This window comes from Nocardiopsis algeriensis (assembly GCF_014203695.1).
Lineage (GTDB): Bacteria > Actinomycetota > Actinomycetes > Streptosporangiales > Streptosporangiaceae > Nocardiopsis > Nocardiopsis algeriensis.
On the sequence record NZ_JACHJO010000006.1, the window covers coordinates 134,195 to 149,782 of the forward strand.

The window sequence follows — 15,588 nt, forward strand, 5'->3', positions numbered from 1 at the left end:
ACGCCCTTCGTGCTCGGGGCGTCAGGAAACCCCCGCCCCGAGCAAGCGGTGGCCGTCGTGGGCGCGTACGGGCGGGTGGAGCTGGTCGAGGGCGTCGAAGACCCGCAGGGCCCGCATCGGCGGTACGCGGCGCGCCACCTCGTCACGGGCCAGCCGGACCGCGTCGGTGACCTCGTCCGTGGGGGCGGGCTCCCCGGAGAGGGAATCGGACAGGAACGCCAGTGTCAGGACGTCCCGCTTCATGTTCTTGTGGACGCCGGTGAGCCGCAGCGGCGTGACGGTCATCCCTGTCTCCTCCAGCACCTCGGGCAGATGCATTCCTGAGGTGTCTCCCCGGGCTCGAGTGGCGGCCCCGAGGAGGAACAGGCCCGGTAGGACATGCTTGGGTGCGCTGTGGCCCGTTCGATGATGACGCAGGCGGTGTCGTGGCCAGCGCTGGTCAGGGCGGACACGCGCAGGGCGGGTCGTGCAGGGACGTTCGCCCCGCTCTGTCCCCCGGTCCTTCGGATGGGCCCCTTCCGGTCGGGCCGCCACCGCTCCTGCCCCGCCAGTAAGAGCGTCTATGCCTCTGACCTGCGCTGTCGACGTCCTCTACGAGGGCGGAAAGGCCTACATCGACTCCCAGGCGGACCAGCTCCTGGAGAGCGGCAAGTCCCGGAATGTCGACATCCAGCTCACCGTCCCCGGCGATCCGGCTGCCCTCCCGGAGGAGTACCCCCTCGCCGGGCTGCGCGTCACCCGGCTGGCCTGACCCGGGGTACCGTTCGCCGCGCCGGCGGAGGCGGGCCGCCGGCACGCGGACAGGGGCGGAACCCGGCGCGGTTCACGTGCGTGCGGCGCCGGGCCTGGGAGGCGCCGCACCTCCTCCCCCCGCCGGGGCCAGGACGAGCACGGCCAGGGCCAGCGCGACGGCTCCCAGGCCGAGCAGGCCCGCGCCTCCCAGGGTCTCGCCCACGACGAGGACGGCGAGCACCGCGGCGACCGCCGGTTCGAGCAGGGTCACCGTCGTGGCCGTGCTCGCCGGGACCCGGGCCAGTCCGAGGCCGAAGAGGAGGTAGCCCAGGAACATGGGCACCAGCGCCATGTAGGCGGCCACGGCGAAGGACTGCGCGGAGGCGAGCAGGGGAGCGCCGGTGACCGCCAGGACCGGCATCAGCAGCACGCCTCCGGCCCCGAAGACCGCGCCCATGGACGCGGCCCGGTCGATGCCGCGCCCCATGAGTCCGTGGGCCGCCCAGGAGAACAGGGCGTAGGTGGCACCCGCCACGAGCCCGAGCGTGATACCGGCCGCCGTCCGCCCCGGCGAGGCCGAGGGGCCCTCCGCGGCGGACAGGCACAGCAGCGCGCTGCCGATGGCACCCAGCAGCGCGGCCGCCGTCCACCAGCGGCCCAGGGGCCTGCGCTGCACCACCAGTTCCAGGAGGCCCGAGGCCAGCGGCGCGGAGGCGAGGGAGACCACCGTGCCCACCGCCACGCCCGCCAGGTGCATCGAGCCGTAGAACGCCAGGGGGTAGACGCCCACGGCGACGGCGCCCGCCACCACGAGGGCCAGGTTCTCCCGCAGTCTGGCGCGCGCCGACCGCAGCGCGGGCAGGGCGATCAGGGCCTGGAGCAGTCCGCCGATCCCCAGGGCGGCCGAGCCGATGGCCAGCGGACCGGCCTCCGGGGCGAAGGTGGCCGCCGTGCCGGTCGTGCCCCACAGGACCGAGGTGACGGTGATCGCGCCGATCCCGGCCAGGCGGCGGGGCGCGGCGCCGACCGGGCCCCGGGCAATAGTGCGCGGTCGTGTCCCCGTGCGATCCGTGTCCACCCTCGTGCACCTCCGGCTCCGAACGGGTGGACCAACCTACCCGGTCGGAGCGGCGCCTCCGGCGGTGGGGCCGGGTCGTGGGGGGCAGGACGCTCATGTCCCGCCGGAGAGGCGGGAGTTCCTGCTCTGGACGACGAGGGAGGCCAGAATGCCCGCGAGCATGCCGACGCCCGGAAGTACACCGCTGACGAAGGGCACCGGCTCCGGCACACCGACGAGCACCAGCGCCAGGCCCAGGAGACCGAGGGCGCTGATGTAGGCGGCGGCGTACATCAGCGAACCGGACCTCCAGTGTCGGGCCAGCGGGAAGAAGTGCGCACCGACCACGAGGGCGATCCAGGCGACGTTGGCCTGCACGGGCGCGTCGAACAGGCGCAGCACCTGCAGGCCTCCGAAGAGCAGGACGGCCTCGACGAGGACGACCGCGCCGAAGAAGCCGTCGAACCTCGTCTGCGGGGAGTCGGGCCCCGGCTGTACCGCGGGTCTGCGGCCGAGGAACACGGTCAGCGCGATGATCGCGATGAACGCGGCGACCGCGAGGGCACGCAGCACTAGGGCGACGGAAGGGGGAAGAGGGGGACCGGAGTTGGCGAGCACGAACGCCAGACCGAACCCGGAACCGATGTGGAAACCGAGGAAGCGCGTCATGCGGCGAAAGTAACGGAGGCGGACCTGTCCGGACAGATCTTTTTCGGCCGGAACCCGTGCGGGGCCGGGGCGGTGTCCTCGCGGACGGCGTCCCGGCCCCGCTTCCTCCTGCTCCTGTGCGGCCCCGTGCCTCAGCGCAGACGGCGGGCGCGCAGCACCACGTCCTCGACGTGGTGCGCACCGGAGCTGTGCTCGGCCACCACTCGCGGCCGCTGCTCGTTCACCTCCACCTCCCACCGGTCGTCGAGCAGCGCGGCGACGTCCGGCGGCTGCACGAAGTCGGCGTGGTCGAAGCGGTGGCCCTCTTCCCCGTGGTCGTGGTGATCCCCGTGCTCCCCGTGGTCCTCCGAGAACGCGTGGTGCACGAACAGCAGCACGCCGCCGGGCGCGACGAGGTCGAGCAGCACGCGCTCGGCCTCCCCGCCGGGGGTACGCAGCAGGGCCGGGTACTGGGCGGAGACGAGGTCGAAGGACGCCTGGGGCAGCCGCGCTTCCACGAGCCCCGAGTGCACCCAGCGGGGGGACACCCCGGCGTCGCGCGCGTGCGCGGCGGCCCGCTCCAGCGCCACGGTCGAGACCTCGAGCGCGGTCACGTCCCAGCCCCGCCTCGCCAGCCAGACGGCGTCAGCGCCCTCGCCGCAGCCCACGTCGAGCACCCGGCCGGGCGGGAGGTCGGCGGCCTCGACCACGAGAGCGCCGTTGGGGTTCCCGCTCCACACCCGCTCCTGGGCGGAGTACAGCTCGTCCCACTCCTTCTGCAGCGCGGGGTCCACGGCGTGTCCGCCGGCGGGGCGGGAGGCGTCGGATCCGGACGGTCCTGTCACGGTGTCGTCGTTCATGCCTCCAACCTCGCCCCTTGCACCGCACCTGCGCAATTTTCGTTGCCGGAGTGGCAAGAACGCTGGATACGAGCCTGCCCGGAGCGTCCGGGGACGCCTGGCGGTCGGCGGAGGACCGACCTGGCGAGACCGCCCCGGGAGGACGTCGGGGACGCGCTTCCTCCCGGGGCGGCGGACCCGGGTCAGACGTCGGCGAGCCGGCCGCGCAGCATGAGGTCCATCACCGCCATGAAGCGGTCCGTACGCCGCCTGCCGATCACGAAGGGGTGCTCCCCGCCGGTCCGGCCGCGCAACTCCTCCACCCGCTGGAGTCCGTGGTCGACCGGGTGGTTGGACAGCTCCACGTCCACCCGTGCCTCGTGCATGCGCCTGCGGAAGGAGCGGACGGACGCCAGGTAGGTGCGCAGTTCCGAGGCCGTCCCGGGCGGCTGGGTGCCGCCCCACAGCATGGCCGTGTGGCGCCCCGCTCCGTCCCGCACCGGAAAGACGGGGGAAACAGTGCCGGGGGTGTGACCCGGCGTATGGTACAGGCGGAGCGTCGTGCCGCCGAGGGTGAGCCGCTGCCCGTCGGCGATCTCCAGGTCTTGCGCGGGGGCGTGCTCGGGCCGGGCCTCGGCGACGAGGTCCCAGTCCTGCGGAGCCATGAGCACGCGCGCCCCGTAGTGGTCGGCGAGATACTGCGCGCCGCCGAAGTGGTCCACGTGGCCGTGGGTGACGACGACGTACCGGATCTCCTCCGGATCGGCACCCAGGGAGACCAGCCCCGGGACGAGAACGTCCCGGGCGTCCTCCGGAGACCTCAGGGCGTCGATCAGCACGATGCCGCCGTCGGTCAGGAGCGCCATGGCGTGGACGAAGCCCACGCTGAGCATGGCGAGATCGTCGAACAGCATGATCGGCTCGGGCGCGGTCAGGTCGGGGATGACGGTGGCGGGGTCCATCGCCCTCACCAGGGCCAGCAGGACCGGGTCGTCCCCGGCCAGCGTGCGGGCGCGGTCGTAGTAGGGCTGCCCGTCACCGGGGGCCGCCGCGGCGGCGGGCGCCGGGCCGAGCAGGCCGGTGCCGGCCGCGAGGCCGAGGGCGGCGAGCTGGGCGAAGCGGCGCCTCGGCAGCGGGCGGGCCGTGTCGTCGGGATGGAGCGAGGACGTCACTGTTTTCTCCCTGGGCCGGTTGTGGTGCGCGGGGGATGACGTACTGCGCGGGGCGGTGCGGGAGCGCCCCCGCGGGCTTGTGATGCGGTCCACCGGCGGCCGGTTCCGAGTGCGGACCCGCAATGTCCGCTGTGCCTGCTCGGAGACGTTCCGCCTTCCCCGAGGATTTCGCCGCGTGCCTGCGGGGCACGGCGGGGCGTGCGCAGGGACACGGCACCGGTGCGGAAGGTCGTTGCCTTGCCCGGCCCCGCCTGACACGATCGCCGACATGCCAGGATTCATGACACCCGACCAGATCGCCGACCGCACCGCGCGCGCCCTCGGCGCGGCCGTCGCGGCGGGCCGCGACCTCGGGATCGAGGTGGACGGGGCGACCGTGCTCCACGACATGTTCTCCGTCGTCGTCCACCTCGCTCCCTCACCCGTGGTGGCCCGGGTCCCCGTGGTCCTGCCGCCGAACACCGACCCCGACCGCCAGGCGGCGCAGCAGCAGGCGGAACTCGACGTGGTGGACCGGCTCGCCCGGAAGGGCGCCCCCGTGATCCCGCCGAGCCCGCTCGTGCCCCGGAAACCGGTGCGGCGCGACGGGTTCTCGATGACGTTCTGGCAGTTCGTCGAACAGGACGCGGAGGCCGAGCCCGACCACGTGCGCAACGCGGGCCTGGTCGCCGACCTGCACGCCGCGATGCGCGACGACCCGGGTGAGCTGCCGTTCCTGTCGGCGGCCGAACCGGACTTCGTCACCGAGGGCCTCGCCGCACTGGAGTCCCGCCCCGACCTCATCGAGCCGGCCGATCTCGGCCGGGCCCAGAGGGAGTGGGAGACCCTGGAACCGTTCGTCCGCTCGCGGGAGAAGTTCGAGGGGGCCTTTCCCGCGGTCGGTCTCCAGCCGATCCACGGGGACGCCCCGGCGGTCAACGTCGTCGCCACCCGGGACGGCCTGCTGCACTCCGACTTCGAACTGGTCACGTTCGGCCCCGTCGAGTGGGACCTGGCCTTCCTCGGCCCCGAGGGCGAGGCCGCCTACAACGCCGCCGCGCGGCGCCTGGGGATCCGGGAGCTGGACGAGCACACACTGCACTTCGTCAACGCCGTGGGCATGTGCCGGACGGTGGCCGCCCTCGCCCTCGCGCCGCAGCTGCCCGTGCTCGTGGAGGCGATGAAGTCCTCCATCGAGCGGTGGCGGGCGACACCGTTCGCCGGGGACCTGGACGGGTGAAGGACGCCCTGGAGGAGACGGGCACTGCGAGATCCACCGGACACGGCCCCCACCGCAGGTACGCACGGCGGTGGGGCAGGGCGCCGGCCGTCGGGGCAGAAGCGGGTCAGGGCGCGGCACCCTCGACGATGTCCTTGACCGCCTCCTCCAGCTCGCGGGTGGGCAGGACCGTGTAGACGCTTCCGGGATCGGTGTCGAAATCGCCTATCAGATCGAGGGATCCAGGGCACGACGTCGACTCCGGCGTGATCTCACCGGAGCCGACGACATCGCCGGTGCGCAGCTCGTAGACCGTGTACTCGTATACCTGCTGGTACAGCGGAACGGAGAACGCCTCGCTGCCGGGTGCGGGCCTGCCCAGGAGATCTGTCTCCTGGTACTCGCAGGTGTCGATCTTCTCACCTGCCTTGGTGACGTCGTAGTCGGCGCAGACCAGCAGGGCGGCCCCGGTCGGATGCTCGGGGATCCACTCCTCGATGCGGTGCCCGTATTCCTGGAGCTGCCACCCGCCGCCGTAGGCAAATCTGCCGCCGCGGTCCCTGGCGAAGACCGCGGTCGGGTGCGGGCCCTCGCCGGTGTACTCGGCTGCTTCAGGGTGCCCCTCGGTGATGTCGTGGTCGTCGGAGGAACGGCAGTAGGTCTTCAGGTCCTCCACCTCTTCCAGTTCAGGAAGGTCGGGCGACGGTGACGGTGACGGTGACGGAGACGGGGCGGCCTCGGCGCGGACCGCGGGCTCTTCGGGATCCTCCGCGCCGCAACCCGCGGTTGCGGCGGCCAGGGCGAGAAGGGCGGGGACGAGGCGACGGGGGCAGGTGGATCGCACGCGATTCCTTCGGGGGGAGGCGTCAGGTGTCGCACGGACAGCGTAACGCACGGCCTTTTCCGCTATGGGTCTCCTCTCAGGCGGGGAGGCGGCCGGTCCCGGCCGGCCGGGACCGGTCAGCAGAAGTAGCCGGAGACGATCCGGTCGAAGCGCCCGGCGTACAGGTCGTCGGGCCGGATCATCCAGGTCACCTCGCCGTCCCCGGTCCACCAGACGTTGGCCTCGGCGAGCTCGACGAGGCACAGCGCGGGCCCGTCCTCCTCCTCCGAGGCCTCCGTCAGGGCGCGCAGGTGCAGCTCGTCGAACTTCTCAGGCGCGTCCCGGACGGCGATCACGGCCTCCTCCCTCCGCTCGCGAAACGCCTCCCCCCAGGCGTCGGTGTCGTCACTGGGGTTGAGCTTCTCCCCGCGCAGGGTCACCGTCGCGTCGCCCCGCCGCACGACCGGCGCATCGGGGACCAGCTCCTGGTACTCCCTGATCGCGGCGGCGAGCAGCGGGTCGTCGTCCAGGACCAGCGGTTCCTCCTCCTGGGTGGGCCATCCGAGGATGCCCCACACCTCGGGGTCCTGGAGCACCATCACCCGGTGCTCCAGCAGCTCCACGCCCTCCTCGGCCCCGTCGGGGTGGGCGCGCTCCGCCATCGGGACGCCGGGGGGCACGTGGACCGCGGACAGGGGGCCGTCCTCGGGGTAGAAGTACTCCGTGTCGGCGAACAGCAGCAGGTGGCCCTCGCGGGGGACCCGGTCGTCCATGGCTTGCCTCGGGACGGCGGCCAGGTCGAGGGAGGCGACGAACTGCTTCCCCTCCTCCCAGGGGACGTCCTCGGGCATGGTGGGAAGCCCGCCGATGTAGCCGACCACGTGCGCGTCGGGTCCGACGTGCTCGGGGTCCTGGCTGTCGATGTGGACGGCGGGCTGGACGTTCCACAGAATGCGGGTGACGGCGTCGTCGGAGACGCCGTACTCGCGCGCGTGGGACCGGAAGATCTCGGAAGGGGTCACGTCGTTCTCCTGAGGGAACCGGACAGGCCGGTGCACGAAGTGTGCTGTGGGTCGATACTTCCAGGAGTTAGCGACAAGGCGTGCAAACCAAACAGAATGGGGCGGTTGTCCTGGATCCGTCCCTTTGGTGGCCGTTGCATCCGCCCGAGGGAAGGGCGCCTGCGATGTGGCCTCAGGGTTGGGCTGCGGCGATGCGGAGGCCGAAGGTGATCAGTACGGCCCCGGTGATCCGGTCCATCCAGCGGCGCACCCCCGACCGTGCGAAGAAGGCTTTGGCGGCATCCAGCAGGAACACGAAGCCACCCAGCCAGATCACGGTGAGCATCACGTGGGTCAGGACCAGCAGGGCCATCCCCGCCTGTGGTGACAGCTGCGGCGGGGCCAGCGTGGGGAGAAGGCCGATGTAGAAGACCGCCACCTTGGGATTGAGGGTGTTGGTGACCGCGCCGGTCACCCATGGGCCGCCTTCGCGTCTTGCGGGCTCCTCGGCCACATTCGGCTCGGGCCTGCGGCTGTTCAGGAGGGACCTGATCCCCAAGAAGACCAGGTAGGCCGCGCCAGCGAACTTGACGACGGTGAAGGCCGTGGCCGAGGCAGCCAGGAGCGCGGCCAGGCCGACGGCGGTCAACAGCCCCCACAGGAGTAGGCCGGCGGCCACGCCGAGGACCGTTCGAAATCCATCGCTCCGGCCTCCGGCCACGGCCTGGCGTGCGACAACGGCCATGTCGGGGCCCGGTGCCACGGTGAGCAGGGCCAGTACACCGGCGGCCACGAGGAGATGACTGGTCATGGGTGCATTGTCGCATTTCAGCAGGCTCATGGTGAAGTCCGGCCACCGGTGTGCCAGGCACGCACCGGGAGGCGTGGGACACACGTCGCGAGGAGTGGTCGGCACTCCCGTGGTTTGTGCCCACCGGGCCGCGCCGGTCTGCACGTCGTGTACCGGATGTTGTGGGTCCGGTCGGCGTTCCCGAGCTCCGGACCCCGTGTTCTCCGACCGGGTACCAGGGCCTGCGGCATCTCTCCGTGAGGGTGCTGCCGTCCGTGTCCGGACACGGACGGCAGCACCCTGCTGCGGGTCAGCCCAGGGCCGGGTCAGGGGCCTGTGGGCGTACGAGCGGCCCATTCCTCGACGGTGTCCCTCAGCCGCGGGGGATACCGGGGCAGGTGCTTCAACTCCTCGTGCACGGCGGCTCGGGCGTGTGCTGCCTCCCATGCCCGCCCCACCTGCGGATCGGTGACCCCGCAGCCGCGTACGAACGCCAGGACCGCCGCGAGCCGGGGCCGTGCGTCCTCCTTGACCGCGTTCTGCATTCCGCTGTGAGAGCGGGGCTCGTGCAGCTCGGGGTTCCAGCCGGGTAGGCGGTGTACCGAGCGCGCGGCCATCTCCCGGTAGGGGGGATCCCCCCTGCTGGACCTCAGCAGCCTCAAAGCCTGCACCAGCTGCGGAAAGGTGTTGACCTGCTTGGGGTCGGTGACCTCCTCTACCGGCGTGCGTGAGCGTCTGCGAACCCGATAGCCGCGCCGGTGCAGTTCCTCGGCGGTGGTCGGCAGGTGCGGACGCTGCTCACCCAGGGCGATCACCTCGTACTCGGACTTGACTGCGGCCAGCACGTCCAGGCCGGCGTCGAGGCCACCGCCGAAGGCGACCAGAGAGGCCAGGACCGGCCAGCCGCCCTCGCCGTCGAGCTCGGCGTACAAGGTGTGCATGTCGCCGCGGATCAGTGCCTCGATCGCACCCTGTGGGGTGCCCAGGAGGCGTGCGTGCTTCCGCAGTGCGGCCTGGTCGGCCCGGATGCGGGCTCGCAGGTGAAAGAGCAGCGCGTTGAGCCGGTCCTCCGGCGAATAGCGGTCCGGGGGCATCTGCTGGTCGAGCATGTCCCGGACCGGGCGCTCGGACCAGGAGTGTTCCTCCACGAGTGGGTCAGTGGGCCAGGCGTCGGGACACCGCCACCGCGGCGAATCCTGCTGCGGCTGCTGCGGCGATCGCCGCGGTGACCTCGTATCCGGTGGCCATGGCATGGACGACCACCGCGATGACCACGATCGCGATCACGGTCTGGGGCCAGAGCCGGGAATTTCTGCCGCAGGAGTCGTGCGAAGTGTGAGTAGCGGACATAAGGACCTCCTCTTTGAGGTCAGGTCGGGGTCCGAACGCGGCCATCAGGAGATGAGTACGCGGACGAACCGGATGATCGATATGTGGTGGTACGGCAGACAACCGCACCAGCTGCACTATGGCAGCTGCGGGCGCCGAAGGGCGGCCGATCCAGAGCCGTAGCCTGGCATTTCCTGGCACACCCTACTGAACTGGTCTAATGCACCGTTGGGTGACGGATGGAAAATTCTGGAAAGACGGAACGCCTTTCCGCCGGCGAACGAGCTTCTATGGCACACTCTCGGATGAGTAGCGGACATGGCTTTTGTCGTGTTCTTTCCCTTTTGGGCGATAAGGGTGTGCGGTCACAGGAGACACACCGTGCAAGGTGTGGATCGCACCCTGGTGTGCGGCTACCTCGCAGGAGGGCCCTGCTCTCCGTGCGGGTTACGCACATTTCGTCCTCGGTCCCGGGGGTTTCCACCAGCGGAAACCCCCGGGCACAGACAGCCGAAACCCCGCCGCCCGGGCGGTTCCTCCCACCCGCACGGAAACCTTCCGGTGGGAAGCGTCCGGGAACCAGCCCGAGCAGAGGACAGGGAACGCTCTCTACCGCTCCTTTACCGGTGCCAGAGCGTGCGGGTGGTGACCCCGGGTAGTCGGCGGTTGCACACAGCAACGGCACGCACCGAGGAGGATCCGCCGTGGCGAAGAGCAAGGGCAAGAGCAAGGGCAAGGCGAAGATCAACCCCGTCGAGCTCCAGAGAGCGATCAAGGGCGCCGCCTATCCGGCCGAACGCGAGGACCTCGTGTCGACGGCCAAGAACAACGGCGCCCACAACGACCTCGTGGACAGGCTCGCCGGCGTCAAGGTCATCCAGTTCGACGGCCCCGACGACGTTCGCAAGGCCGTCTTCGGCAAGTAGGCACGAGGACAGGGGCGCCTCCGCCGCAGCAGCTCGCGGCGGAGGCGCCCTTCCGCTGTCCGGGGGTGTGCGCCGACGGACCGCCGCCCCCGCCGCGAAGGGGGTGCCGGGGCCGGCGCTCAGATGTGGGAGAGCGCGAAGGAGACCAGGAAGCCGCAGACGGTGATGAGCCCCATGGCCAGATGGGTGTCCTCGAAGGCCTCGGGGATCATCGTGTCGGAGACCATGGCGAGGATCGCGCCGGCCGCCACGGCCGTCACCGTCGCCACCGCGGTCGCGGGCAGGCCGCCGACGACGGCGAACCCCAGCATGGAGGCGAGCATGCTCGCGACGGCAATCGACCCCCACACGCCGAACACGTACCTGCCGCCGCGGCCCGAGCTCCTCATACCCGCCGCGCTGGACAGCCCCTCGGGGATGTTGCTGATGAACACGGCGGCGACGGTCACCAGGCTGACGGCGCCGCCCTGGGCCAGTCCGACACCGATGACCACCGATTCGGGCACACCGTCCAGCAGGGCGCCCAGCGCGAGCGCGGTGCCGGAACCCGACTCCTCGCTCTCCGACGGCGGCCCCCTGCGGCGGCCGGACCGCTTGCGGTGCCGGGCTCCCCTTCGGGCCAGGAGGACGTTGCCGAGGGTGTAGGCGCCCGCGCCGGCGAGGGTGCCGACCGCCGCCGGGACCAGGCCCGCCTCCTCGTGCGCCTCGGCGATCAGCTCGAACGAGAGCGCCGACAGCAGCACGCCGGCGCCGAAGGCCATCACCGAGGCGACCACCAGGCGCGGTACGCGCAGGAGGTATCCCGGCACCGCTCCCACGAGCAGCGCGGACCCGGCGAGCAGCCCCCACGCACCCGCCTCCACCACTCCGGGCATCGTCTCCTCCAGGTCTCCGTCGACCCGCCAGTGTCCGGGAGAAGCGGACGCGGCCGGAGGAGCCACGCCGGAAGAGGAGGAGAGCAAATCCGAAATGGCCCGGGGGAAGGCATCTCTTCCCGGTCCGGTCGAAAGGGCGGGCGGGGGCGGTTCTGTCCGGAGTGCGGGTGCGGATCGAGGTGCCGGTCGGGGTCGGGAAGTGATTTGTGTGGACATTTCTCTTTTGTTGTCACCCCTCTGGGGAATTCCGCTTCCGGTGCTGTTCTCCGGAGTCCGTGGCGCGGGGGCGCGGGAAGTGTGCGTGCGGAGGTGGCTTCCTCCGAGGCCTGGAACCGTGCCCCCAGCAGGACTTTTTGTGGGGCGCCGCGCCCGGCCGCTCCGGCTCTGCGGTGCCGCATGGATGTGTTCGTGTGGCTTTATGGTGAAATGACAGCTTTCTTGTCCAGGGGGAGGAAATTCCTTTTCCGGTTTCCCCGTGGTGGCCTCCGGTGATGTGGAAGAATTTTGTAAGCGGAGAAAAGGAGAATTCTCCTTGCGTTCGCCCCTCCTCCTTCCGCGGGGGCAGGAGGAGAGGGCTTCGCCGAGAGGAGTGCCGTCGTATGAAAAGGGTCCAACGATTTCTCTCCGCGGGTGCCGCCCTGGTGTTCGGGGCGGGGTCCGTGTTCCTCGCGGGTGCGCCGGCCGGCGCCGCGCAGGTCCCGGCACTGCCCGCCGCCGAGGTGTCCGTCCCGTCGCAGGACGCGGTACCGGGGATCGCGCCCCGGGACGCCGCCGGAACCGCGGTCTACCTGGACGGCGCAGGCCAGGTGATGTCCCTGCCCGGAGAGCCGCAGGAGGTCGCCGAGGCGGCCCAGTTCCTCTGCACCCCGGTCAGCGGCCGGGACAACCCGCACCGATCCAGCACCGGAGTGGCGGTCTCCGGCCACGGCTGGTGGAACAAGGGGAACTGCGACAACGACCGCGCCCGGGTCTACAACTGCCTCTACGAGTGGTACACGGACAACACCTGGCGACAGAAGGCGTGCTCTCCCAAGGAGACCCTCAAGCCGGGCGGCGGAAGCACCCACCGCACGGTGGCCCGCCGCAACTGCGACACCACCGCCCCGACGTCGTGGCGCAACCACGTGGACGTCGACGTGATCGGTGAGGCCGACACCTCCGAGTGGCCCTACCGCCAGGCCGACGTCAACTGCCGGGTGTTCTGACCGGTGAGGCGGAAGGCGCGCCGGCCGCGTCGGCGCGCCTGCTCCGCGCGATGCTTCCCCTGCCCCGCTCGGAAAGCCTCCCCGGCAGGGGGAGAACACCCGGGGTCCGCGACCCGCGCCCGGGGAAGAGGGCCCCGCGGAAGCGGGGCGACCAGAGGGAGGACCCAGTGTGACCGAGTACGGAGATCCGGCGCGACCGGGCGCGATGCCCGCGTCTCCGCGGACCGCGGGCACCATGTTCGCCGCCCTGTACGGCGGACCGGCCCCGCAGGAGGGGCGCGGGCCCGACCCCGAGCACGACGCCTACGCCCTGTTCCACCAGCGGTCGCTGGCCATGGGCTGGCACGACGACCGGTCGGCCGGCGGCGACCCGGGCGGCACCCCCGGCGCGCCGGGGCTGTGGGCCGTGAACGACGCCGGATGGGACCACCCGCTCGCCGACCCCGGGGCGGGACTGGTCTCCTGGTTCCAGGCCGAGGCCGGTGCGGTGGCCGGCGACCGGCCGCTGCCGGTGCAGCCGTTCCTGCGGTGCGCCTGGGACGTGACCGCGCGGGCCGGGACGACCTCCCTCACCGCGGTGCAGGTGCTCGTTCCGGTCCAGGGCATCGACACCGCGGCGCGCCCGCCGTACGCGATCGTGCCGTCGGCGCCGACAGCCGGCTGGTTCGCCGGACGCAGCCGGCGGGCGCGGACGCCGGTGGAGGTCGAGATCAACAGCGGCCGGGACCCCTCGGCCCCCGCCGTCGCGCAGGAGTTCACCGACCGGCTCGGCCGCCTCGACCAGGAGGTGTTCGCGCCCGGTGCCCGTGAGGGGAACGGGAAGGGGGCCGCTCCGGCCCCGCCGTTCGACGACAGCTTCTGGAACGGCCCGCCCCTGCACGGCGCGGTCCTGCGCGGAGAGCTCGCCGAGTGGTCGTGCGAGGCGGTCGGGTGGCTGGCCGAGGTCGCGGCGGAGTCCGCCGCCGGGACCGGCCTCCGCTCGCCGCTGCTGTTCACCGTCACACGGGCCGTCCAGCGGAAATGAGCGGCCCCGGATCGGGGGCCCGGCGGGGGAACGCGGTCGCGGGTCCGGGCGTCTTATCCACGGAAGGTCACCGCGACGACAGGAGTCCAGGATGCGGCAGACACGGCGGAACCGGGTGGTCACGGGTGTGGGGGCGGGGGTGCTCGCGGTGCTCCTCGCCGCCGGCTGCTCGTTCGACCTGAGCGTCGACACCGAGGCCATCACCGAGCAGGCCAGGACGGCCTTGGAGGAGGAGATCAGCCAGGCCGTCGAGGAGCAGCTCGGCGAGATCCCCGGAGAGCTCGACTGCCCGGTGGAGCTCCCCGACGAGGTCGGTGCCAGCATCGAGTGCGAGATGAACGCCGGTGGCCTGGTGTACGGCGTGACCGTCACCGCGACCGAGGGCGAGGGCGGCAACCTCGACTTCGACGTCCAGATCGGCGACGAGCCCAAGAACTGACCCGTTCGCCGAGGTCGCTGCCGCACGCGGGCCGAAGGTCGTGCCGGGGCCGATGACCCCCGGCACCGGGACCGAACGGGCCGCCGCGATCCGAGGCGCCGTGCCTGCCCCGGCGGGGACGTCGGTTGCGGTGGCCGTTCCCGAGCACACGTACCGACGTGTGTTCCATGTCCGACAACGTCGCGCGGAACGGCTTCGTGCGCCCGTCCACCCCACCCCGGGACGGACGGGCGCCGGCATGTACCTCAGCCCTGGAAGAAGCGGCGGTGGGGGCGCAGCTTGAGGCCGAACACCATGCGCTCCGGGTCGAGCTGGCTGCGGAGCTTCACCGTTCCCTCCGACCAGCCCTTGAAGGCCTCCTCGAACTCCGGCAGCACGCCCGAGTCGGGGTCCAGGTAGTACAGGCGCTCGCTGATGCCGCTCAGCGTGCTCTTGAGGAACAGCGCCCCGTTGTCGCCCAGCGTGCGCTCCACCCGGTTGTCGAGCTCCTGCATCGCCGCCGCCGACGTCTCGTCGGGCTGGCCCTCCCCGTCCTTGCCGGTGTAGGGCACCGTCACGTGCACGGCCAGCGTGAACGCCGGGAAGTCCCGGCGGGTCAGCGGATGGCGGGCGGTGAAGACCAGCTGCTCCTTGCGCAGGTTGGTGCCGCTGAGGGTCACCCAGCCGTCGTTGCTGCCGCCCAGGAAGTCGATCATCTGCCGGACGGCGGCCGGGATCGCCGTGGCCGACAGCGGGTCCAGCGGCGACTCGTCCAGCGTCGTCACCTGCCCCACCCAGCGCACCACGTCGTCCTCGCCCAGGGCGAGCAGCACCACGTGCTCGGCCAGGCCGCGGCGGGTCTCCTCCGACAGGAACATGTTGTCGGGGTGGTAGACGCCCACGTCGATGCGCCGCGAGGCTTGGTCGACCCGCAGCGAGACGGCCACGTGCGACAGGTCCAGCTCGTGGTCGTCCCAGCGCACACTCCCCGACAGCCTTCCGTGGTCGGCGGGGCGCACGGGCAGGAAGGCCCACGTGTCGTCGGTGGGCGCCGAGCGGGACCAGCGCTCGGACTGGATGCGGGCGTCGTCGGAGGCGCCAGGGCGCAGGGTGAGCGCGTGCTCGGGGGTCTCCAGCTTTCCGGGGGCGTCGAGCGCGGCCAGCTGCTCCAGCAGCTTGCCCGGATCGACGTCCATCGACAGGTCCAGGTCCTCGATGCCCTCGGGCCGGGACGGCGCCGGACCGACCTCCCAGTCCAGCTCGGGGTGGATCGCCCGGACCAGGGCGGTGACCCGCTCGGCCACCTCCTCCGGGATGGGGGTTTCGGACGAGGCGGCCTCGGCCAAGGGGCCGCGCAGGGACGGCCAGGCGTCCCAGAAGGCGGCGATGGCGGCGGTGGAATCGCTGGAGCGGCGACGACGGAACAGAGCCATGGGACGATTTTCGCAGAACCGGGGCACCGCCCCTGCCGGTTCGGACCCGGGAGCGCCTTCCCGGAACGTTCTGGCGGGAGGTGCTGCGGTACCGGCCGCCGTACCGGGCGGTCCGGTC

18 protein-coding genes are annotated in these 15,588 nt (G+C 71.8%); 6 read left to right on the plus strand and 12 right to left on the minus strand.

Annotated features, from left to right (window positions below):
* Window positions 1–21: 21 nt before the first annotated feature.
* A complete protein-coding gene (locus FHS13_RS11075; protein ID WP_184291216.1) occupies window positions 22–318 on the minus strand; it encodes an NUDIX hydrolase in 297 nt (98 codons plus the stop codon).
* Window positions 319–562: 244 nt separating this feature from the next.
* Here FHS13_RS11075 and FHS13_RS11080 point away from each other — a divergent pair, with 244 nt between their 5' ends.
* The gene (locus FHS13_RS11080; protein WP_184291218.1) at window positions 563–751 is read left to right on the plus strand and encodes a hypothetical protein; all 189 of its coding nucleotides are present in this window, start codon (window positions 563–565) and stop codon (window positions 749–751) included.
* A 72-nt stretch (window positions 752–823) separates the two neighbouring features.
* Here the strand turns inward: FHS13_RS11080 and FHS13_RS11085 are convergent, their stop codons facing one another.
* The 4 genes from FHS13_RS11085 to FHS13_RS11100 all read right to left on the minus strand — a co-directional run bounded on the left by FHS13_RS11085 (window position 824) and on the right by FHS13_RS11100 (window position 4,448).
* On the minus strand, window positions 824–1,810 hold the full coding sequence (locus tag FHS13_RS11085; protein WP_343064984.1) for a DMT family transporter: 987 nt from the start codon (window positions 1,808–1,810) through the stop codon (window positions 824–826).
* A 93-nt stretch (window positions 1,811–1,903) separates the two neighbouring features.
* Complete coding sequence (locus FHS13_RS11090) at window positions 1,904–2,458, minus strand: hypothetical protein (protein WP_184291220.1); 555 nt, start codon at window positions 2,456–2,458, stop codon at window positions 1,904–1,906.
* A gap of 131 nt (window positions 2,459–2,589) precedes the next feature.
* On the minus strand, window positions 2,590–3,297 hold the full coding sequence (locus FHS13_RS11095) for a class I SAM-dependent methyltransferase (RefSeq protein WP_184291222.1): 708 nt from the start codon (window positions 3,295–3,297) through the stop codon (window positions 2,590–2,592).
* A gap of 182 nt (window positions 3,298–3,479) precedes the next feature.
* The gene (locus tag FHS13_RS11100) at window positions 3,480–4,448 is read right to left on the minus strand and encodes an MBL fold metallo-hydrolase (protein WP_343064985.1); all 969 of its coding nucleotides are present in this window, start codon (window positions 4,446–4,448) and stop codon (window positions 3,480–3,482) included.
* A 268-nt stretch (window positions 4,449–4,716) separates the two neighbouring features.
* Here FHS13_RS11100 and FHS13_RS11105 point away from each other — a divergent pair, with 268 nt between their 5' ends.
* Window positions 4,717–5,667, plus strand: a complete 951-nt coding sequence (locus FHS13_RS11105; RefSeq protein WP_184291226.1) for an aminoglycoside phosphotransferase/kinase family protein — start codon at window positions 4,717–4,719, stop codon at window positions 5,665–5,667.
* 106 nt (window positions 5,668–5,773) lie between these two features.
* On the opposite strand, the gene FHS13_RS11110 is transcribed toward FHS13_RS11105, so the two are convergent.
* The 5 genes from FHS13_RS11110 to FHS13_RS11130 form a co-directional block, all read right to left on the minus strand.
* A complete protein-coding gene (locus FHS13_RS11110; RefSeq protein ID WP_184291228.1) occupies window positions 5,774–6,490 on the minus strand; it encodes a hypothetical protein in 717 nt (238 codons plus the stop codon).
* Between the two features lie 116 nt (window positions 6,491–6,606).
* Window positions 6,607–7,491 (minus strand): YwqG family protein, encoded by an 885-nt coding sequence (locus FHS13_RS11115; RefSeq protein WP_184291230.1) that lies wholly within the window; start codon window positions 7,489–7,491, stop codon window positions 6,607–6,609.
* Window positions 7,492–7,663: 172 nt separating this feature from the next.
* A complete protein-coding gene (locus FHS13_RS11120) occupies window positions 7,664–8,281 on the minus strand; it encodes a LysE family translocator (protein ID WP_184291232.1) in 618 nt (205 codons plus the stop codon).
* 305 nt (window positions 8,282–8,586) lie between these two features.
* Window positions 8,587–9,408: a hypothetical protein gene (locus FHS13_RS11125; RefSeq protein WP_184291234.1), complete on the minus strand. Its 822-nt coding sequence runs from the start codon at window positions 9,406–9,408 to the stop codon at window positions 8,587–8,589.
* Between the two features lie 7 nt (window positions 9,409–9,415).
* Window positions 9,416–9,610 (minus strand): hypothetical protein, encoded by a 195-nt coding sequence (locus tag FHS13_RS11130; protein ID WP_184291236.1) that lies wholly within the window; start codon window positions 9,608–9,610, stop codon window positions 9,416–9,418.
* A 683-nt stretch (window positions 9,611–10,293) separates the two neighbouring features.
* Here FHS13_RS11130 and FHS13_RS21875 point away from each other — a divergent pair.
* Window positions 10,294–10,515, plus strand: coding sequence for a DUF2795 domain-containing protein (locus tag FHS13_RS21875; RefSeq protein ID WP_184291238.1), 222 nt, complete (start codon window positions 10,294–10,296; stop codon window positions 10,513–10,515).
* A 119-nt stretch (window positions 10,516–10,634) separates the two neighbouring features.
* Here FHS13_RS21875 and FHS13_RS11140 read toward each other — a convergent pair whose 3' ends face one another.
* Window positions 10,635–11,456, minus strand: a complete 822-nt coding sequence (locus FHS13_RS11140; protein ID WP_343064986.1) for a ZIP family metal transporter — start codon at window positions 11,454–11,456, stop codon at window positions 10,635–10,637.
* 533 nt (window positions 11,457–11,989) lie between these two features.
* On the opposite strand from FHS13_RS11140, the gene FHS13_RS21160 reads away from it, so the two are divergent.
* From FHS13_RS21160 to FHS13_RS11155, 3 genes are all read left to right on the plus strand, one after another.
* Window positions 11,990–12,595 (plus strand): hypothetical protein, encoded by a 606-nt coding sequence (locus tag FHS13_RS21160; RefSeq protein WP_221442731.1) that lies wholly within the window; start codon window positions 11,990–11,992, stop codon window positions 12,593–12,595.
* A gap of 169 nt (window positions 12,596–12,764) precedes the next feature.
* Window positions 12,765–13,619 carry a hypothetical protein gene (locus FHS13_RS11150; RefSeq protein WP_343064987.1) on the plus strand — a complete coding sequence of 285 codons (855 nt, stop codon included), beginning with the start codon at window positions 12,765–12,767 and terminating at the stop codon, window positions 13,617–13,619.
* 91 nt (window positions 13,620–13,710) lie between these two features.
* Window positions 13,711–14,058: a DUF4333 domain-containing protein gene (locus FHS13_RS11155; RefSeq protein WP_184291240.1), complete on the plus strand. Its 348-nt coding sequence runs from the start codon at window positions 13,711–13,713 to the stop codon at window positions 14,056–14,058.
* Between the two features lie 245 nt (window positions 14,059–14,303).
* Here FHS13_RS11155 and FHS13_RS11160 read toward each other — a convergent pair whose 3' ends face one another.
* The gene (locus tag FHS13_RS11160; RefSeq protein ID WP_184291242.1) at window positions 14,304–15,470 is read right to left on the minus strand and encodes a DUF695 domain-containing protein; all 1,167 of its coding nucleotides are present in this window, start codon (window positions 15,468–15,470) and stop codon (window positions 14,304–14,306) included.
* Window positions 15,471–15,588: the final 118 nt, after the last annotated feature.